At 41.2% G+C, this 16,666-nt stretch carries 29 protein-coding genes; all 29 read right to left on the reverse strand.

Annotated features, from left to right (window positions below; genetic code table 11):
- Window positions 1-18: 18 nt before the first annotated feature.
- The 29 genes from rpsM to fusA all read right to left on the reverse strand — a co-directional run bounded on the left by rpsM (window position 19) and on the right by fusA (window position 16,616).
- Window positions 19-384 (reverse strand): 30S ribosomal protein S13, encoded by a 366-nt coding sequence (gene rpsM, locus GD441_RS08540; protein WP_153125722.1) that lies wholly within the window; start codon window positions 382-384, stop codon window positions 19-21.
- Between the two features lie 21 nt (window positions 385-405).
- A complete protein-coding gene (rpmJ, locus tag GD441_RS08545) occupies window positions 406-519 on the reverse strand; it encodes a 50S ribosomal protein L36 (protein WP_000868344.1) in 114 nt (37 codons plus the stop codon).
- Between the two features lie 40 nt (window positions 520-559).
- On the reverse strand, window positions 560-778 hold the full coding sequence (gene infA, locus GD441_RS08550) for a translation initiation factor IF-1 (protein WP_075980338.1): 219 nt from the start codon (window positions 776-778) through the stop codon (window positions 560-562).
- Between the two features lie 66 nt (window positions 779-844).
- Window positions 845-1,591, reverse strand: a complete 747-nt coding sequence (gene map / locus GD441_RS08555; RefSeq protein ID WP_153125724.1) for a type I methionyl aminopeptidase — start codon at window positions 1,589-1,591, stop codon at window positions 845-847.
- Complete coding sequence (locus tag GD441_RS08560; protein ID WP_153125726.1) at window positions 1,588-2,241, reverse strand: adenylate kinase; 654 nt, start codon at window positions 2,239-2,241, stop codon at window positions 1,588-1,590. Before GD441_RS08560 ends, map begins: the two co-directional genes overlap by 4 nt.
- Window positions 2,242-2,298: 57 nt before the next feature.
- The gene (secY, locus tag GD441_RS08565; RefSeq protein ID WP_153125728.1) at window positions 2,299-3,591 is read right to left on the reverse strand and encodes a preprotein translocase subunit SecY; all 1,293 of its coding nucleotides are present in this window, start codon (window positions 3,589-3,591) and stop codon (window positions 2,299-2,301) included.
- The gene (rplO, locus tag GD441_RS08570; RefSeq protein WP_153125730.1) at window positions 3,591-4,031 is read right to left on the reverse strand and encodes a 50S ribosomal protein L15; all 441 of its coding nucleotides are present in this window, start codon (window positions 4,029-4,031) and stop codon (window positions 3,591-3,593) included. Before rplO ends, secY begins: the two co-directional genes overlap by 1 nt.
- Before the next feature lie 31 nt (window positions 4,032-4,062).
- The gene (gene rpmD, locus GD441_RS08575; protein ID WP_153125732.1) at window positions 4,063-4,245 is read right to left on the reverse strand and encodes a 50S ribosomal protein L30; all 183 of its coding nucleotides are present in this window, start codon (window positions 4,243-4,245) and stop codon (window positions 4,063-4,065) included.
- 13 nt (window positions 4,246-4,258) lie between these two features.
- The gene (rpsE, locus tag GD441_RS08580; protein WP_153125734.1) at window positions 4,259-4,759 is read right to left on the reverse strand and encodes a 30S ribosomal protein S5; all 501 of its coding nucleotides are present in this window, start codon (window positions 4,757-4,759) and stop codon (window positions 4,259-4,261) included.
- A 24-nt stretch (window positions 4,760-4,783) separates the two neighbouring features.
- Complete coding sequence (rplR, locus tag GD441_RS08585; RefSeq protein ID WP_153125736.1) at window positions 4,784-5,146, reverse strand: 50S ribosomal protein L18; 363 nt, start codon at window positions 5,144-5,146, stop codon at window positions 4,784-4,786.
- Window positions 5,147-5,177: 31 nt separating this feature from the next.
- Complete coding sequence (rplF, locus tag GD441_RS08590; protein WP_153125738.1) at window positions 5,178-5,717, reverse strand: 50S ribosomal protein L6; 540 nt, start codon at window positions 5,715-5,717, stop codon at window positions 5,178-5,180.
- Between the two features lie 29 nt (window positions 5,718-5,746).
- On the reverse strand, window positions 5,747-6,145 hold the full coding sequence (gene rpsH / locus GD441_RS08595; protein WP_153125740.1) for a 30S ribosomal protein S8: 399 nt from the start codon (window positions 6,143-6,145) through the stop codon (window positions 5,747-5,749).
- A 30-nt stretch (window positions 6,146-6,175) separates the two neighbouring features.
- Window positions 6,176-6,361, reverse strand: a complete 186-nt coding sequence (locus GD441_RS08600; protein WP_050613643.1) for a type Z 30S ribosomal protein S14 — start codon at window positions 6,359-6,361, stop codon at window positions 6,176-6,178.
- A gap of 24 nt (window positions 6,362-6,385) precedes the next feature.
- Window positions 6,386-6,925, reverse strand: a complete 540-nt coding sequence (rplE, locus tag GD441_RS08605; RefSeq protein WP_153125742.1) for a 50S ribosomal protein L5 — start codon at window positions 6,923-6,925, stop codon at window positions 6,386-6,388.
- 27 nt (window positions 6,926-6,952) lie between these two features.
- Complete coding sequence (rplX, locus tag GD441_RS08610) at window positions 6,953-7,264, reverse strand: 50S ribosomal protein L24 (RefSeq protein WP_153125744.1); 312 nt, start codon at window positions 7,262-7,264, stop codon at window positions 6,953-6,955.
- Between the two features lie 42 nt (window positions 7,265-7,306).
- Window positions 7,307-7,675 carry a 50S ribosomal protein L14 gene (gene rplN, locus GD441_RS08615; RefSeq protein WP_153125746.1) on the reverse strand — a complete coding sequence of 123 codons (369 nt, stop codon included), beginning with the start codon at window positions 7,673-7,675 and terminating at the stop codon, window positions 7,307-7,309.
- A gap of 44 nt (window positions 7,676-7,719) precedes the next feature.
- Window positions 7,720-7,983, reverse strand: coding sequence for a 30S ribosomal protein S17 (gene rpsQ / locus GD441_RS08620; protein WP_153125748.1), 264 nt, complete (start codon window positions 7,981-7,983; stop codon window positions 7,720-7,722).
- Between the two features lie 19 nt (window positions 7,984-8,002).
- On the reverse strand, window positions 8,003-8,206 hold the full coding sequence (gene rpmC / locus GD441_RS08625; RefSeq protein WP_153125750.1) for a 50S ribosomal protein L29: 204 nt from the start codon (window positions 8,204-8,206) through the stop codon (window positions 8,003-8,005).
- On the reverse strand, window positions 8,196-8,630 hold the full coding sequence (gene rplP, locus GD441_RS08630) for a 50S ribosomal protein L16 (protein ID WP_153125752.1): 435 nt from the start codon (window positions 8,628-8,630) through the stop codon (window positions 8,196-8,198). The genes rpmC and rplP overlap by 11 nt, the downstream gene beginning before the upstream one ends.
- Before the next feature lies 1 nt (window position 8,631).
- Entirely contained in the window at window positions 8,632-9,288 is a 657-nt protein-coding gene (gene rpsC / locus GD441_RS08635; RefSeq protein ID WP_153125754.1) for a 30S ribosomal protein S3, read from the reverse strand.
- A gap of 3 nt (window positions 9,289-9,291) precedes the next feature.
- The gene (gene rplV / locus GD441_RS08640) at window positions 9,292-9,633 is read right to left on the reverse strand and encodes a 50S ribosomal protein L22 (RefSeq protein ID WP_153125756.1); all 342 of its coding nucleotides are present in this window, start codon (window positions 9,631-9,633) and stop codon (window positions 9,292-9,294) included.
- Between the two features lie 17 nt (window positions 9,634-9,650).
- The gene (gene rpsS / locus GD441_RS08645; RefSeq protein ID WP_153125758.1) at window positions 9,651-9,929 is read right to left on the reverse strand and encodes a 30S ribosomal protein S19; all 279 of its coding nucleotides are present in this window, start codon (window positions 9,927-9,929) and stop codon (window positions 9,651-9,653) included.
- Between the two features lie 60 nt (window positions 9,930-9,989).
- Window positions 9,990-10,820: a 50S ribosomal protein L2 gene (gene rplB, locus GD441_RS08650; protein ID WP_153125760.1), complete on the reverse strand. Its 831-nt coding sequence runs from the start codon at window positions 10,818-10,820 to the stop codon at window positions 9,990-9,992.
- A 26-nt stretch (window positions 10,821-10,846) separates the two neighbouring features.
- Window positions 10,847-11,131: a 50S ribosomal protein L23 gene (rplW, locus tag GD441_RS08655; RefSeq protein WP_153125762.1), complete on the reverse strand. Its 285-nt coding sequence runs from the start codon at window positions 11,129-11,131 to the stop codon at window positions 10,847-10,849.
- Window positions 11,131-11,754 carry a 50S ribosomal protein L4 gene (rplD, locus tag GD441_RS08660; RefSeq protein ID WP_153125764.1) on the reverse strand — a complete coding sequence of 208 codons (624 nt, stop codon included), beginning with the start codon at window positions 11,752-11,754 and terminating at the stop codon, window positions 11,131-11,133. Before rplD ends, rplW begins: the two co-directional genes overlap by 1 nt.
- Window positions 11,755-11,783: 29 nt before the next feature.
- Window positions 11,784-12,413 (reverse strand): 50S ribosomal protein L3, encoded by a 630-nt coding sequence (rplC, locus tag GD441_RS08665; RefSeq protein ID WP_153125765.1) that lies wholly within the window; start codon window positions 12,411-12,413, stop codon window positions 11,784-11,786.
- A gap of 35 nt (window positions 12,414-12,448) precedes the next feature.
- Window positions 12,449-12,757: a 30S ribosomal protein S10 gene (gene rpsJ, locus GD441_RS08670; protein WP_019244375.1), complete on the reverse strand. Its 309-nt coding sequence runs from the start codon at window positions 12,755-12,757 to the stop codon at window positions 12,449-12,451.
- 468 nt (window positions 12,758-13,225) lie between these two features.
- Window positions 13,226-14,413 (reverse strand): elongation factor Tu, encoded by a 1,188-nt coding sequence (gene tuf, locus GD441_RS08675; protein WP_153125767.1) that lies wholly within the window; start codon window positions 14,411-14,413, stop codon window positions 13,226-13,228.
- A gap of 124 nt (window positions 14,414-14,537) precedes the next feature.
- Window positions 14,538-16,616 carry an elongation factor G gene (gene fusA / locus GD441_RS08680; protein ID WP_153125769.1) on the reverse strand — a complete coding sequence of 693 codons (2,079 nt, stop codon included), beginning with the start codon at window positions 16,614-16,616 and terminating at the stop codon, window positions 14,538-14,540.
- Window positions 16,617-16,666: the final 50 nt, after the last annotated feature.

Here is a 16,666-nt window from a genome sequence, read left to right on the forward strand (position 1 = left end):
AAGTCCCTCCTTTACCGATTATTTTTTCTTGTTAGCTACAGTACGACGAGGTCCTTTACGCGTACGAGCATTGTTCTTAGTATTTTGTCCACGAACAGGTAGACCACGACGATGACGAAGACCGCGGTAGCAGCCGATCTCCATTAAACGCTTGATGTTAAGGGATACTTCACGACGAAGGTCACCTTCAACTTTTAACTTATCAACGATATCACGAATTTTGTTTAATTCGTCTTCTGTTAAATCACGTACACGAGTATCTTCAGAGACACCAGCTTCCGCTAAGATTTTTTGAGCAGTTGGTTTACCAATACCATAGATATATGTTAATGAAATGACAACACGCTTGTCACGTGGAATATCAACACCAGCAATACGTGCCATTATAAGCGCACCTCCTTTAAATTAACCTTGTTTTTGTTTATGCTTAGGGTTTTCACAAATAACCATTACTTTACCTCTTCTGCGGATAACTTTACACTTTTCGCAGATCGGCTTAACTGATGGTCTCACTTTCATTGATACCTAACCTCCTTATACAGATCGGAGTGTAACCAGATTATTTGAATCGGTATGTGATTCTGCCGCGAGTTAGATCATACGGTGAAAGCTCGACTGTTACTTTATCACCAGGTAGAATACGAATGAAGTGCATGCGAATTTTACCTGATACATGAGCTAAAACAGTATGACCATTTTCTAATTCTACCTTAAACATTGCATTTGGCAAAGTCTCAGTGACTGTACCTTCAATTTCAATTACATCATCTTTTGCCATTTTAACGTCTCCCTTCTCTAAAAGACAAAACAGTCTCCTTAATTAATCCATTCTATACACTGGAACTTAGAGTTTTGTTAATATTTCATACCCAGTTTCTGTAATGGCAATCGTATGTTCAAAGTGAGCACACATTTTTCCGTCAACAGTTACTACAGTCCAATCATCTTCTAAGGTCTTGACGTAACGAGTGCCTGCGTTAACCATTGGTTCAACAGCCAACACCATACCAGGCTTTAATCTTGGACCTTTATTAGGTGGACCATAATGAGGAATTTGAGGATCCTCATGTAAGTCTTGACCGATTCCGTGCCCAACATACTCTCGAACAATCGAGAAACCGTTTGCCTCTACATAGGTTTGAATGGCATGGGAGATGTTTGAAAGACGCGCGCCTGGCATAGCTTCTTTCAACCCTCTATATAAGGACTCTTCCGTAACATCTAAGAGTCTTTGCGTTTCTTCATCAATTGTTCCAACCGGATATGTCCAAGCAGAGTCACCATGATAGCCATTATATTTAGCACCAATATCGATACTAATAATATCGCCATCTTTTAGTACTCGATCGCCGGGTATCCCGTGGACCAGTTCGTTATTAACAGAAGCGCAAATACTGCCGCGAAATCCATTATACCCTTTAAAAGAGGGACTAGCACCATGTTTACGAATAAAGCTTTCTGCAATTGCGTCTAACTCTTTCGTCGTGATGCCAGGAGCAATATGCTTTTGTAATTCTTGATGAGTAAGAGCTACTATTTTGCCGGCCTCACGCATGATCTCAATTTCGCGAGGGGTTTTACAAATAATCATTTATTTAATCCCCCAAGTAGTTCTTCAATATCTGCGAACACTTTATCAATATCTTGCTGACCGTTTATGTTACGAAGGTAGCCTTTATCTTCATAGAATGACAGAAGAGGCTGTGTTTGCTTCAGGTTCACTTCAAGACGGTTTTGAACCGTTTCTTCGTTATCATCCGCACGCTGGTAAAGCTCTCCGCCGCATCGGTCACATACACCTTCTTTTGAAGGAGGGTTGAATATAAGATGATACGTTGCTCCGCATTCTGTGCAAATGCGTCTTCCTGTTAATCTTTCCAATAGAATGTCTTTATCAACGTCTACGTTAATAACGTAATCGATTGGACGTTCTAATTCCGAAAGCATGTTTTCCAAAGCTTCAGCCTGAGCGACTGTTCTAGGAAAACCATCTAGCAGAAAGCCTTTTTGGCAATCTGGCTTGCTTAATCTTTCACGTACAATGCCGATTGTAACCTCATCGGGAACCAATTCGCCTTTATCTATGAATGATTTAGCTTTTAAACCGAGTTCCGTTCCATCCTTGATTGCTGCACGGAACATATCTCCAGTAGAGATATGAGGGATGTGATATTTTTCTACGATTTTTTCAGCTTGAGTGCCTTTACCTGCACCCGGTAGCCCCATTAGAACTAAATTCATTTATTTTCCCCCTCAAACTCTATAATGGGTTTGGGGAACTTAATGTTCCCAAACCTATTATTTAATAAATCCCTTATAGTGACGCTTAACTAATTGTGCTTCTAACTGCTTCATTGTTTCAAGTGCAACCCCGACTACGATCAAAAGGCTTGTTCCGCCGATTTGTGCAGATTGAGGTAGTCCTGCAAACTTAATGAAGAATACAGGAAGAACAGCAATAGCTGCAAGGAAAATAGACCCTACAAGAGTAAGTCTATATAATACGCGGGTCAAGTATTCTTCGGTATTTTTTCCTGGACGAATACCTGGTACATACCCACCTTGCTTTTTCAAGTTTTCAGCTACTTGCTCAGGATTAACCTGAATGAAAGCATAGAAATAAGAAAACGCAATAATTAAGGCAATATATAGGATCATACCAACAGGCTGTGAATAATCGAACGTTTTCTGAATCCAAAGAGTGACATCATTCGATCCAAAAAAGCCTGCAATTGTTGGTGGTGTAATAATAAACGATATCGCAAATATAACAGGAATTACTCCTGCAGCATTCACCTTTAATGGCAGATGCGTTGATTGATTACCAACAGGTGCACGCCCTGCTGCACGTTTAGCGTATTGTATCGGAATCTTACGCAATGCTTGCTGGATGAAAATCACACCAACGATAATCGCAATGACTGCTATAAGAATTAATAGTACCGTTACAATGCGTAGGAATAATTGCTCTCCAGCATTTTCAAACTGCTGTGCATAAATTTGGTTTACCGTTGAAGGAATACCTGCAACAATTCCAGCAAAAATGATAATGGAAATGCCATTTCCTACACCCTTTGATGTAATTTGTTCTCCGAGCCACATCAAAAAGGCTGTCCCAGCAGTTAAAACTGTTGCAATGAGTAAATATGTGCTGATTCCGGGATCTTCAATAAGCATCCCGTTAGCCATATTATTAAATCCGTAAGACATACCAAGAGCTTGGATAAATCCAAGCACGATAGTTCCATAGCGGGTAAACTGAGCTAATTTACGGCGACCCACTTCTCCTTGCTTAGACCATTCAGTAAACTTTGGCACTACGTCCATTTGAAGAAGCTGAATGATAATGGATGCCGTAATATACGGCATAATACCCATTGCAAAGATAGAGAAATTTTTAAGAGCTCCACCACCAAATGTATTTAGAATACCAAATACATTTAACTTATCCTGCATTCTTAGAAAATCGGCATTTACATGCGGTACTGGAATGAAAGTACCAATACGGAAAACGATCAGCATTAAAAGGGTGAATAAGATCTTTTTTCGAATATCACCCACACGCATAAAATTGGAGATCGTGCGGAACATTAAATCACCTCAGTTTGACCGCCAGCAGCTTCAATTGCTTCTTTCGCAGCAGAGGAAAATTTGTGAGCTTTAACAGTAAGTTTCTTTTCAAGCTTACCGTTAGCAAGAATTTTAATTCCTGCTTTTTCTTTCTTCACAACACCAGTTTCTACAAGTAGAGCTGGAGTAACTTCAGTTCCGTCTTCGAAACGATTTAGTGTTTCTAAGTTAACAACAGCATACTCTTTGCGGTTAACGTTTGTGAAACCGCGTTTTGGTAAACGTCTGAATAGAGGAGTTTGACCTCCTTCAAATCCAGGACGAACGCCACCGCCGGAACGAGCGTTTTGACCTTTATGACCTTTACCAGCTGTCTTACCGTTACCAGAACCGATACCGCGACCTACACGCTTTCGTTCTTTACGAGAACCTTCTGCAGGTTTTAATTCATGAAGTTTCATATTGGCACCTCCTTGTTAAGAAAAAATAAAATTATTGTTCTTTGACAGTAACAAGGTGAGAAACCTTATTAATCATACCGCGAATCGCAGGATTATCATCATGAACAACTGTTTGATGCAATTTGCGTAAACCAAGAGTTCTTACTGTAACGCGTTGGTCTTCAGGACGACCAATTAAGCTGCGAGTGAGGGTAATTTCTAATTTCTTTGCCATTGATTTTCCCTCCTTATCCTAACAGTTCTTCTACTGATTTACCACGTAACTTCGCTACGTCCTCAGCACGTTTTAATTGCTTTAATCCGTCAATAGTAGCACGAACCATGTTAATAGGCGTGTTAGAGCCTAGAGATTTAGAAAGAATATCGCTTATGCCAGCTAATTCTAATACCGCACGAACTGGACCTCCAGCGATAACCCCAGTACCTTCAGAAGCAGGCTTTAAAAGAATTTCACCAGCTCCAAAGTGTCCAAGAACTTCGTGTGGGATTGTTGTACCAACCATAGGTACAGTGATTAGGTTTTTCTTAGCATCCTCAATTGCTTTGCGGATTGCATCAGGTACCTCTTGAGCTTTACCAGTACCAAAACCTACGTGACCGTTTTTGTCACCGACAACTACTAGTGCAGAGAAACGGAAACGACGTCCACCTTTTACAACCTTCGCTACGCGGTTAACCGTAACTACACGTTCTTCAAGTTCTAATTTATTAGGATCAATACGACGCATCTTTATTTGTCCCTCCTTTTTCCATTAAAATTCTAAGCCGTTTTCACGAGCAGCGTCTGCTAAAGCTTTTACACGACCATGGTAGAGGTATCCGCCGCGGTCAAATACCACGGATTTGTAACCTTTTTCTGATGCGCGTTTTGCAATCAATTCGCCGACTTTTTGAGCTGCTTCGATGTTGCCAGTAGCTTCAAGACCTAATTCTTTATCCAACGTTGAAGCGCTAGCAAGAGTTACGCCGTTCACATCATCGATTAATTGTGCATAAATGTGCTTGTTAGAACGAAACACATTTAAACGAGGACGAGCTTCAGTTCCAGAAAGCTTTGCACGAACACGTGCGTGTCTTTTCTTACGAACAGAATTTTTATCAAGCTTCGTAATCATTTACGTCACTCCTTTCGTTTACCTATGCGGCTTACTTACCTGTTTTACCTTCTTTACGACGTACAAATTCACCTTCATAGCGAATACCTTTGCCTTTATATGGCTCAGGAGGACGAACTCCACGGATGTTTGCTGCTAAAGCACCAACACGCTCCTTGTTCGCACCTTTTACAATAATCTTAGTGTTTGAAGGAACTTCAATCTCAAGTCCTTGTTCTGGTTCAATCTCAACTGGATGAGAGTAACCTACGTTAAGAACAAGTTTGTTTCCTTGTTTTTGAGCACGGTAACCGACCCCGATTAGCTCAAGGCCTCTTTCAAAGCCTTTGGAAACACCTTCGATCATATTTGCTAAAACAGCACGAGTTGTACCGTGTAATGCACGGTATGCTTTCTCGTCAGAAGGACGGGATACTGTGATCACGTTCTCTTCTAAGGTGATTGTAATATCTTTATTGAAAGAACGAGTTAATTCGCCTTTTGGTCCTTTTACAGTAACTGTATTGTCATCTGCAATTGTAACTGTAACTCCAGATGGAATTTCAATAGGTTTTTTACCTACGCGAGACATCTAGTGCACCTCCATTCGTCTAAAAATGATTACCAAATGTATGCTAATACTTCTCCACCGATTTTCTTAGCGCGAGCTTCTTTATCAGTTAAAACTCCTTGAGAAGTAGAAACGATTGCGATACCTAAACCGTTAAGAACACGTGGTACTTCACCAGCTTTAGCATATACACGTAAACCAGGTTTACTAATACGTTTTAATCCAGTGATAACGCGTTCGTTGTTTGGACCGTACTTCAAGAAAATACGGATGATACCTTGTTTGTTGTCTTCGATTAATTCAACGTCACGTACGAAGCCTTCACGCTTCAAGATTTCAGCGATTTCTGTCTTAATCTTTGAAGCAGGGATTTCTAGCTTCTCGTGACGAACCATGTTCGCATTACGGATGCGAGTAAGCATATCTGCAATAGGATCTGTCATGACCATTTAATTTTACCTCCTTCCCAAACTCGGGTTTTACCAGCTTGCTTTTTTCACGCCAGGAATTTGACCTTTATATGCAAGTTCACGGAAACAAATACGGCACAGCTTAAATTTACGGTATACAGAGTGTGGACGTCCGCAACGTTCGCAGCGTGTATACTCTTGTACTTTAAACTTAGGTCCGCGCTTTTGCTTCACAACCATTGATTTTTTAGCCACGTTTACGCCTCCCTTTTTTATTGATTACTTTTGGAACGGCATTCCGAATTGAGTTAATAGTTCACGAGCTTCTTCATCAGTGTTTGCAGTCGTTACGATAACGATATCCATACCACGGACTTTGCTCACTTTATCGTAGTCAATTTCAGGGAAGATTAATTGTTCTTTAACACCAAGAGTGTAGTTTCCGCGGCCATCAAATGCTTTCTTAGAAACTCCACGGAAGTCACGTACACGTGGTAAAGAAACAGAAATAAGCTTGTCTAGGAATTCATACATGCGCTCACCGCGAAGTGTTACTTTCGCACCGATTGGCATACCTTCACGTAGACGGAAGCCTGCGATTGATTTTTTAGCTCTAGTGATCAATGGTTTTTGACCAGTGATTAGAGATAATTCTTCCACTGCATTGTCAAGAGCTTTAGCGTTAGCTACTGCATCACCAACACCCATATTGACAACGATTTTCTCGATTTTTGGAGCTTGCATTACTGATTTATATCCAAACTTGCTCATTAGAGCAGGAACGATTTCTTTTGTATACTTTTCCTTTAGGCGGTTCATATATTGTACCTCCCTTCGCTAAATGACTTATTTATCTAAGGATTCACCTGATTTTACAGCAATACGTACTTTTTTACCGTCAACTGTTTTGTAGCCAACACGTGTTGGTTTTCCAGTCTTAGGATCAATCGGCATAACGTTTGAAACGTGAATTGGAGCCTCTTGGCTAATGATTCCACCTTGTGGATTAGCTTGAGAAGGCTTTGAGTGCTTTTTAACAATATTCACACCTTCAACCAATACACGGTTTTTCTTAGGGTATGCTTCAAGGATTACTCCTTGTTTGCCTTTATCCTTACCAGAGATGACTACAACTTTGTCACCTTTTTTTACATGCATGAGATTCGCACCTCCTTGAAAGGCGTTTTACAATTATTTACATTACAGAACTTCTGGAGCAAGAGAAACGATCTTCATGAAGTTGTTGTCACGAAGTTCACGTGCAACAGGTCCGAAGATACGAGTACCACGTGGGCTCTTGTCGTCACGGATAATTACACAAGCATTTTCGTCAAAGCGGATGTAAGAACCGTCAGGACGACGTACACCAGACTTAGTTCGAACAACAACGGCTTTTACAACATCACCTTTTTTAACAACGCCACCTGGTGTTGCTTGTTTTACTGTGCACACGATGATATCACCGATGTTAGCAGTCTTACGGCCTGAACCACCAAGAACTTTGATTGTTAAAACTTCACGAGCACCTGAGTTGTCAGCTACTTTTAAACGTGATTCTTGTTGAATCATGTACGAAACCTCCTTTCGGAATTAACGTAATCCGAACAGTTATATTATATAATAACAGCTTTTTCTACTACTTCTACTAGACGGAAGCGTTTAGTTGCAGAAAGTGGACGAGTCTCCATAATTTTAACGATATCGCCAACTTTTGCTTCGTTATGCTCATCGTGAGCTTTGAACTTTTTAGAGTACTTCACGCGCTTACCGTATAGAGAATGTTTCTTATAGGTTTCTACCAGAACAGTGATCGTCTTATCCATTTTGTCGGAAACTACGCGACCTGTGTATACTTTGCGTTGGTTGCGTTCACTCATTCAGCAAACCTCCCCTCAATTATCGATTGTTAGCACTGATCTCTCTTTCGCGAATAACGGTTTTCATACGAGCGATCGATTTGCGCACTTGACGGATACGAGCAGTATTTTCAAGTTGTCCAGTAGCAAGCTGGAAACGCAGGTTAAACAATTCTTCTTTAAGTGATTTTACTTTTTGTTCAATTTCGGCAGTGGTAAGTTCTCTAATTTCATTAGCTTTCATTTGATTCACCACCAATTTCTTCTCGTTTTACAAACTTACATTTTACTGGAAGTTTGTGTGAAGCAAGACGTAATGCTTCGCGAGCGATCTCTTCAGATACACCAGCAACTTCAAACATTACCTTGCCAGGCTTAACTACAGCCACCCATCCTTCAGGAGCACCTTTACCGGAACCCATGCGGACTTCAAGTGGTTTAGCAGTATACGGCTTGCTTGGGAAAATTTTAATCCAAACTTTACCGCCACGTTTCATATAACGAGTCATTGCAATACGAGCAGCCTCGATTTGACGGTTTGTAATCCAAGAAGCTTCAAGTGCTTGCAAACCGAACTCACCAAAATGCACTTCAGTACCGCCTTTTGCACGGCCTCTCATTTTACCGCGATGTTCACGACGATATTTTACGCGTTTAGGCATTAACATATTATTTTCCTCCTTCCTCGGATTTCTTCTTAGTAGGAAGGACCTCTCCACGATAAATCCAAACTTTCACGCCAAGCTTACCATAAGTTGTGTCAGCTTCAGCAGTAGCATAGTCAATATCAGCGCGAAGTGTGTGTAGTGGAACTGTTCCTTCGCTGTAGTGTTCGGAACGAGCGATGTCTGCTCCGCCAAGACGACCAGATACCATTGTTTTGATACCTTTAGCTCCAGCGCGCATAGTACGTTGAATAGCTTGCTTTTGAGCACGACGGAAAGATACGCGGTTTTCTAATTGACGAGCAATGTTTTCCGCAACAAGTTTCGCGTCAAGATCAGCCTTTTTAATTTCGATAATGTTGATATGAACACGTTTGCCAGTTAATTGGTTAAGAGCTTTACGTAGAGCTTCAACTTCTGTACCACCCTTACCGATAACCATACCAGGCTTCGCAGTGTGAATAGAAATGTTGATGCGATTTGCAGCACGTTCGATTTCAACCTTTGATACAGAAGCATCACTTAAACGTTTCGCGATGTATTCGCGAACTTTAAGGTCTTCGTGTAAAAGATCTGCGTAGTCTTTGTCTGCGTACCATTTAGATTCCCAATCACGGATAACACCGATACGCAAACCGACTGGATTTACCTTTTGACCCACAGATTATCCCTCCTTCTTCTCTGATAAAACGATAGTAATATGGCTAGTACGTTTATTAATTGCGCTCGCACGACCCATAGCGCGCGGACGGAAACGTTTCAATGTTGGTCCTTCGTTTACATATGCTTCCTTAACTACTAAATTGTTAATGTCCATTTCGTAGTTATGCTCTGCGTTTGCCATAGCAGATTTTAAAACTTTCTCTACTACTGGAGATGCAGATTTTGGAGTATGACGAAGGATAGCGATCGCTTCACCTACTTGCTTGCCTCGAATTAGATCTACAACTAAACGAACTTTACGAGGAGCAATACGAACTGTTCTTGCAACAGCTTTAGCTTGCATGAGATGCCCTCCTCTCATTAACGTCTTGTTTTCTTGTCATCACTTGCGTGACCTTTGTAAGTGCGTGTTGGTGCAAATTCACCAAGCTTGTGCCCTACCATATCTTCTGTGATGTAGACTGGCACATGTTTGCGGCCATCGTACACAGCGATTGTGTGACCGATAAATTGTGGGAAGATTGTAGAACGACGAGACCAAGTTTTGATAACTTGCTTCTTGTCTGCTTCATTTAACTTCTCAACTTTTTTCATTAAATGATCATCAACAAAAGGTCCTTTTTTCAGGCTGCGACCCATGAGTGTACCTCCCTTCGTGATTGCTCTACGGTTCGTCTGTTGAACCGTAGCTCAACCCCGTTATTTTTTACGACGACGTACAATAAACTTGTCGGATTTGTTTTTCTTCTTGCGTGTTTTAGCACCAAGAGTTGGTTTACCCCAAGGTGACATTGGTGATTTACGTCCGATTGGAGCACGTCCTTCACCACCACCGTGCGGGTGATCAACTGGGTTCATTACAGAACCACGGACAGTAGGACGCTTACCTAACCAGCGTGAACGACCTGCTTTACCAATATTGATAAGCTCGTGTTGTTCGTTACCTACTTGACCGATAGAAGCACGGCATGTTGCTAAGATCATGCGAACTTCACCAGAAGATAGACGCACAAGAACGTAACGTCCTTCTTTACCAAGTAATTGAGCGGAAGTACCAGCAGAACGAACTAGCTGACCACCTTTACCTGGTTTTAACTCGATGTTGTGGATTACAGTACCCACTGGAATATTAGCTAATGGAAGTGCGTTACCTACTTTAATGTCGGCATTTGGACCAGACATAACCTCCATACCTACTTCTAGGTTTTTAGGAGCTAAAATGTAACGTTTTTCTCCATCAACGTAGTTGATTAATGCAATATTAGCAGAACGGTTTGGATCGTATTCGATAGTGGCAACGCGTCCTGGTATACCATCTTTATCACGTTTAAAGTCGATAATACGGTATTGGCGCTTATGACCGCCACCTTGATGACGAACAGTTAACTTACCTTGGTTGTTACGGCCACCCTTTTTCTTTAAAGGTGCAAGCAATGACTTTTCTGGTTTGTCAGTAGTAATTTCTGCAAAGTCAGAAACAGACATGTTGCGTCGACCGTTAGAGGTAGGTTTGTACTTTTTAATCGCCATTTGTATTTCCCTCCTTCTCTAGTAAATTATGCTTCAAAAAATTCGATTTCTTTGCTGTCAGCTGTTAAAGTAACAATTGCTTTACGGCGCTTGTTCGTATAGCCTGCATGACGGCCCATACGCTTATATTTGCCCTTGTAGTTCATGATGTTCACTTTTTCAACTTTCACACCAAAGATTTCTTGAATAGCATCTTTCACTTGTGTTTTGTTTGCTTTCACGTCAACTTCGAATGTGTATTTCTTTTCACCCATTAAATCGGAAGAACGTTCAGTAATTACGGGGCGCTTAATGATATCACGAGCATCCATTATGCAAGCACCTCCTCTACTTTTTCAACAGCTGCTTTTGTGATGATTAGCTTGTTGTGACCAACAAGATCTAATACGTTTAAACCAGCTGCTTCTACTACAGTAACTCCTGGGATGTTACGAGCAGAAAGCGCAACATTTTCATCAAGTTTATCAGTTACAACAAGTGCTTTTGTATCTACTGATAATCCTTTAAGAAATGCTACGAATTCTTTTGTTTTTGGAGCTTCGAAAGTTAGGTTTTCTAATACTAAAATATTATCTTCTGCAACTTTAGCAGATAGAGCAGATTTAAGTGCTAGACGACGCATTTTTTTAGGAAGTTTGTAGCTGTATGATCTTGGTTGAGGACCAAATACAGTACCTCCGCCACGCCATTGTGGAGAACGGATAGATCCTTGACGAGCACGTCCAGTACCTTTTTGACGCCATGGTTTGCGTCCACCGCCTGATACTTCAGAACGATTTTTTACTTTATGAGTTCCTTGACGTAAAGAAGCTCTTTGCATGATAATCGCTTCAAATAATACGTGCTTATTAGGTTCAATACCAAAAACGGAATCATTTAATTCGATTTCGCCTTTTTTAGATCCCATTTGGTCAAATAATGTAACTTTTGGCATTTTCTAATGCTCCTCCTTTCCTTTGAAAATTACTTTGCTTTAACCGCACTTTTTACTTGTACTAGGGATTTTTTCGCACCAGGTACGTTACCTTTAACTAATAGTAGGTTGCGTTCTGTATCTACTTTTACTACTTGTAGGTTTTGAACTGTAACTTTTTCTCCACCCATACGACCTGGTAATTCTTTAGATTTGAATACACGGTTTGGAGCAATCGGTCCCATTGAACCAGGGCGACGATGATAACGAGAACCGTGAGACATAGGTCCACGAGATTGTCCGTGGCGCTTGATTGCACCTTGGAATCCTTTACCCTTTGATACTCCTGTTACATCTACTAATTCGCCTTCAGCGAAAATGTCAACTTTGACTTCTTGACCAACTTCATAGTCTGCAAGGTTTACTCCGCGAATTTCGCGAATGAAGCGCTTAGGTGCAGTATTTGCTTTAGCAGCGTGTCCTTTTTCAGGTTTGTTAGCAAGCTTTTCACGCTTATCTTCAAAACCCAATTGGATCGCTTCGTAGCCATCAACCTCAACTGTTTTCTTTTGAAGGACTACGTTTCCAGCCGCTTCAATAACAGTTACAGGAATAAGCTCACCATTTTCAGCAAAAATCTGCGTCATGCCGATCTTTCTTCCTAAGATTCCTTTGGTCATAAGTCACACCTCCTGATAATTTATCGATTTATTTATTATAATTTGATTTCAATGTCTACGCCTGATGGCAAGTCTAAACGCATTAATGAATCAACTGTTTGTGGAGTTGGGTTCACGATGTCGATTAGACGTTTGTGTGTACGCATCTCGAATTGCTCACGAGAATCTTTGTACTTATGAACCGCACGTAGGATTGTGTATACTGATCTTTCAGTTGGTAACGGAATCGGACCAGATACAGCAGCTCCAGAACGTTTTGCAGTTTCAACAATTTTCTCAGCAGATTGATCAAGGATTCTGTGATCATATGCTTTCAAGCGGATACGAATTTTTTGTTTTGCCATTATTTTCCCTCCTTTTCGCCTATTTTCAAAATAGACATTTCTCCGTGGAAATTTCCCACACACTCGCCATGGCAAAGCGGCCGGGTGTGTCAGCAACCTCCCACTTCATCGCGGCCAAAGACCAACATTGTCTATTATACATAAAACATAAAGAAGTTGCAACTAAAACTTAGGCAAGTTCTCTATGTCGCACACTTTTTCTATTATACATATCTGATACATATTTTTCAAGATAATGTTTATTTTTATCGATGATCAGATATTGGATTGACGAGTTACTTCTATTATATAGTTTTTTCCATTCATCACTTCATCGGTACCTTTTCTTTGAGCATAGTCTTTCAAGAATAAATAAGGAAACGAATGATACATGCACTGGAAGTATAATGAGAAAATCTAAAAAAAAAAGCAGAGGTTTTCACCTCTGCTTTTTACGGAGAGCGTCCTCTCCTTTATGTTAGGCTGATATTACTCAATGATTGTAGATACTACACCAGCACCAACAGTACGTCCACCCTCACGGATAGAGAACTTTGTACCTTCTTCGATCGCGATTGGTGCGATTAGCTCAACAGTCATTTCGATGTTGTCGCCAGGCATAACCATTTCTGTACCTTCTGGTAATTGGATGATACCAGTTACGTCAGTTGTACGGAAATAGAATTGTGGGCGGTAGTTAGAGAAGAATGGAGTGTGACGTCCACCTTCTTCTTTAGAAAGAACGTAAACTTCCGCTTTGAATTTTGTGTGTGGAGTGATAGAACCTGGCTTAGCAAGTACTTGTCCACGTTGAACTTCTTCACGAGATACACCACGAAGAAGTGCACCAATGTTGTCACCAGCTTCTGCATAGTCAAGAAGCTTACGGAACATTTCTACACCAGTAACAGTTGTAGATTTTGGCTCTTCAGTTAAACCGATGATTTCAACAACGTCACCAACTTTAACTTGTCCACGCTCAACGCGTCCAGTAGCAACTGTACCACGACCAGTGATTGAGAATACGTCCTCAACTGGCATCATGAATGGCTTATCGTTGTCACGTTGTGGAGTTGGGATGTACTCATCAACAGCGTTCATAAGCTCGATGATTTTTTCTTCCCAAGCTGCGTCTCCTTCAAGAGCTTTAAGAGCAGAACCTTTGATTACTGGTACTTCGTCACCAGGGAATTCGTATTCAGAAAGAAGATCACGAACTTCCATTTCAACTAGTTCAAGAAGCTCTTCGTCGTCTACCATGTCGCACTTGTTTAAGAATACAACAAGGTATGGTACACCTACCTGACGAGAAAGAAGGATGTGCTCACGAGTTTGTGGCATTGGACCGTCAGCAGCAGATACTACTAGGATCGCACCGTCCATTTGAGCAGCACCAGTGATCATGTTTTTAACGTAGTCAGCGTGACCTGGGCAGTCAACGTGTGCATAGTGGCGAGCATCAGTTTCGTACTCAACGTGTGCAGTTGAGATTGTGATTCCGCGCTCACGCTCTTCTGGAGCACCGTCGATTTGATCGTATGCGCGAGCTTCTGCTTTACCTTGCTTAGCAAGTACAGTAGTGATAGCAGCTGTTAAAGTAGTTTTACCATGGTCAACGTGACCGATTGTTCCAACGTTAACGTGTGGCTTCGTACGGTCGAATTTAGCTTTTGCCATTAGGAATTCCTCCTTGATTATTGTTTTAAGTAATATAAAAAAGTATATGCTGCTATGAAAGTGAACCTAGTCCACTTTCATAGCTTACATAAGTAGTTATACTTTAATGAAGAATGAAAATCAATTATTCGCCTTTATTTTTTTTGATAATTTCATCAGCAATTGATTTTGGTACTTCTTCGTAGTGATCAAAGTGCATTGTGAATACACCGCGTCCTTGAGTGTTAGAACGTAAAGAAGTTGCATAACCGAACATTTCAGAAAGTGGAACCATCGCTTTAACAACTTGTGCGTTACCGCGAGCTTCCATACCTTCTACACGTCCGCGACGAGCAGTGATACCGCCCATGATGTCTCCCATGTATTCTTCAGGGATTACAACTTCAACTCTCATAACAGGCTCTAGAAGGACTGGATCACATTTAGCAGCAGCATTTTTAAGCGCTAAAGAAGCAGCGATTTTAAATGCCATTTCACTGGAGTCAACATCATGGTAAGAACCGTCGAATAATTTCGCTTTGATGTCAACCATTGGGTATCCTGCAAGAACTCCTTTTTGAAGAGCATCTTCAAGACCAGCTTGAACCGCAGGAATGTATTCACGTGGTACTACACCACCAACAATAGCATTTTCAAATTCGAATCCTTTTCCTTCTTCGTTAGGAGAGAATTCGATCCAAACGTGACCGTATTGTCCACGACCACCGGATTGACGAGCAAATTTACCTTCAACTTGCGCGCTTTTACGGAATGTTTCACGATATGCTACTTGTGGCGCACCTACGTTAGCTTCTACTTTGAATTCGCGTCTCATACGATCCACGATGATATCAAGGTGAAGCTCACCCATACCTGCAATAATAGTTTGACCTGTTTCTTGGTCAGTATGAGCACGGAATGTTGGATCTTCCTCTTGAAGCTTTTGAAGAGCAGTTGCCATTTTGTCTTGGTCTGCTTTAGACTTCGGCTCAACAGAAAGTTGGATAACCGGCTCAGGGAATTGCATAGACTCAAGAATTACAGGAGCTTTTTCATCACAGAGTGTATCACCTGTTGTAGTATCTTTAAGACCTACAGCAGCTGCGATGTCACCCGCATATACCATTGAAATCTCTTCACGGTGATTTGCGTGCATTTGAAGAATACGTCCAATACGCTCGCGCTTACCTTTTGTAGAGTTTTGTACATAAGAACCCGAACTTAATGTACCAGAGTATACACGGAAGAATGTTAATTTACCAACATATGGGTCAGTCATTACTTTGAACGCAAGAGCTGCAAACGGCTCATCGTCACTTGATGGACGAGTAACTTCTTCGTCAGTGTCAGGTAGAGTACCTTTAATTGGTGGTATGTCTACCGGAGACGGAAGATAATCGATTACTGCGTCAAGCATTTTCTGAACACCTTTGTTTTTGAATGCTGATCCACAGATTACTGGGAAGAATTCAACGTTTACAGTACCTTTACGAATTGCTGCTTTAAGCTCTTCGTTTGTAATTTCTTCACCGCCAAGGTACTTCTCCATTAGTTCTTCATCTAGTTCAGCAACTGCTTCAACAAGCTTTTCACGGTATTCTTCTGCTTGAGCTTTATACTCTTCAGGAATTTCGCGCACTTGAATATCTGTTCCAAGGTCATTGCCATAGAAAGTTGCGTTCATTTCTACTAAGTCAATGATACCTTCGAATTGATCTTCAGCACCGATTGGTAACTGAATCGGATGTGCATTCGCTTGAAGACGGTCGTGCAGAGTCTTTACAGAATAAAGGAAGTCTGCACCGATTTTATCCATCTTGTTAACGAAAACGATACGAGGAACTCCATAAGTTGTTGCTTGGCGCCAAACTGTTTCAGTTTGTGGCTCAACCCCAGATTGAGCGTCAAGTACCGCTACAGCACCATCTAATACACGAAGTGAACGTTCTACTTCAACTGTGAAGTCTACGTGTCCTGGTGTATCGATGATGTTTACGCGGTGACCTTTCCACTGTGCAGTTGTTGCTGCAGAAGTGATCGTGATACCACGTTCTTGTTCTTGTTCCATCCAGTCCATTTGAGACGCACCTTCGTGCGTTTCTCCAATTTTATGAATACGACCAGTGTAATAAAGAACACGCTCAGTTGTTGTTGTTTTACCAGCATCAATGTGAGCCATGATACCAATATTACGAGTTTTTTCTAAGGAGAACTCTCTTGCCATTGGGTCTTTCTCCTTCCTTATATGAGTATAATTTTAGGAATGTTGTTTCG

It is taken from the genome of Peribacillus tepidiphilus (assembly GCF_009466385.1).
GTDB lineage: Bacteria > Bacillota > Bacilli > Bacillales > DSM-1321 > Bacillus_BN > Bacillus_BN tepidiphilus.

Excerpts from the sequence above, each read along its gene's own strand:
- rplD (WP_153125764.1), bottom strand. The coding sequence starts at position 11,754 with ATGCCAAAAGTTACATTATTTGACCAAATGGGATCTAAAAAAGGCGAA.
- rpmJ (WP_000868344.1), bottom strand. The coding sequence starts at position 519 with ATGAAAGTGAGACCATCAGTTAAGCCGATCTGCGAAAAGTGTAAAGTT.
- rplB (WP_153125760.1), bottom strand. The coding sequence starts at position 10,820 with ATGGCGATTAAAAAGTACAAACCTACCTCTAACGGTCGACGCAACATG.
- infA (WP_075980338.1), bottom strand. The coding sequence starts at position 778 with ATGGCAAAAGATGATGTAATTGAAATTGAAGGTACAGTCACTGAGACT.
- rpmD (WP_153125732.1), bottom strand. The coding sequence starts at position 4,245 with ATGGCAAAGAAATTAGAAATTACCCTCACTCGCAGCTTAATTGGTCGT.
- rplF (WP_153125738.1), bottom strand. The coding sequence starts at position 5,717 with ATGTCTCGCGTAGGTAAAAAACCTATTGAAATTCCATCTGGAGTTACA.
- rplR (WP_153125736.1), bottom strand. The coding sequence starts at position 5,146 with ATGATTACGAAGCTTGATAAAAATTCTGTTCGTAAGAAAAGACACGCA.
- rpsH (WP_153125740.1), bottom strand. The coding sequence starts at position 6,145 with ATGGTCATGACAGATCCTATTGCAGATATGCTTACTCGCATCCGTAAT.
- rpsS (WP_153125758.1), bottom strand. The coding sequence starts at position 9,929 with ATGGGTCGCAGCCTGAAAAAAGGACCTTTTGTTGATGATCATTTAATG.
- rplP (WP_153125752.1), bottom strand. The coding sequence starts at position 8,630 with ATGTTAATGCCTAAACGCGTAAAATATCGTCGTGAACATCGCGGTAAA.
- rpmC (WP_153125750.1), bottom strand. The coding sequence starts at position 8,206 with ATGAAAGCTAATGAAATTAGAGAACTTACCACTGCCGAAATTGAACAA.
- rpsQ (WP_153125748.1), bottom strand. The coding sequence starts at position 7,983 with ATGAGTGAACGCAACCAACGCAAAGTATACACAGGTCGCGTAGTTTCC.
- rplE (WP_153125742.1), bottom strand. The coding sequence starts at position 6,925 with ATGAACCGCCTAAAGGAAAAGTATACAAAAGAAATCGTTCCTGCTCTA.
- rplW (WP_153125762.1), bottom strand. The coding sequence starts at position 11,131 with ATGGATGCTCGTGATATCATTAAGCGCCCCGTAATTACTGAACGTTCT.
- GD441_RS08560 (WP_153125726.1), bottom strand. The coding sequence starts at position 2,241 with ATGAATTTAGTTCTAATGGGGCTACCGGGTGCAGGTAAAGGCACTCAA.
- rpsE (WP_153125734.1), bottom strand. The coding sequence starts at position 4,759 with ATGCGTCGTATTGATCCTAATAAATTAGAACTTGAAGAACGTGTAGTT.
- map (WP_153125724.1), bottom strand. The coding sequence starts at position 1,591 with ATGATTATTTGTAAAACCCCTCGCGAAATTGAGATCATGCGTGAGGCC.
- rplO (WP_153125730.1), bottom strand. The coding sequence starts at position 4,031 with ATGAAACTTCATGAATTAAAACCTGCAGAAGGTTCTCGTAAAGAACGA.
- tuf (WP_153125767.1), bottom strand. The coding sequence starts at position 14,413 with ATGGCAAAAGCTAAATTCGACCGTACGAAGCCACACGTTAACGTTGGA.
- rpsJ (WP_019244375.1), bottom strand. The coding sequence starts at position 12,757 with ATGGCAAAACAAAAAATTCGTATCCGCTTGAAAGCATATGATCACAGA.
- rplN (WP_153125746.1), bottom strand. The coding sequence starts at position 7,675 with ATGATTCAACAAGAATCACGTTTAAAAGTAGCTGACAACTCAGGTGCT.
- secY (WP_153125728.1), bottom strand. The coding sequence starts at position 3,591 with ATGTTCCGCACGATCTCCAATTTTATGCGTGTGGGTGATATTCGAAAA.
- fusA (WP_153125769.1), bottom strand. The coding sequence starts at position 16,616 with ATGGCAAGAGAGTTCTCCTTAGAAAAAACTCGTAATATTGGTATCATG.
- rplV (WP_153125756.1), bottom strand. The coding sequence starts at position 9,633 with ATGCAAGCTAAAGCTGTTGCAAGAACAGTTCGTATTGCTCCTCGTAAA.
- rplC (WP_153125765.1), bottom strand. The coding sequence starts at position 12,413 with ATGACCAAAGGAATCTTAGGAAGAAAGATCGGCATGACGCAGATTTTT.
- rplX (WP_153125744.1), bottom strand. The coding sequence starts at position 7,264 with ATGCATGTAAAAAAAGGTGACAAAGTTGTAGTCATCTCTGGTAAGGAT.
- rpsM (WP_153125722.1), bottom strand. The coding sequence starts at position 384 with ATGGCACGTATTGCTGGTGTTGATATTCCACGTGACAAGCGTGTTGTC.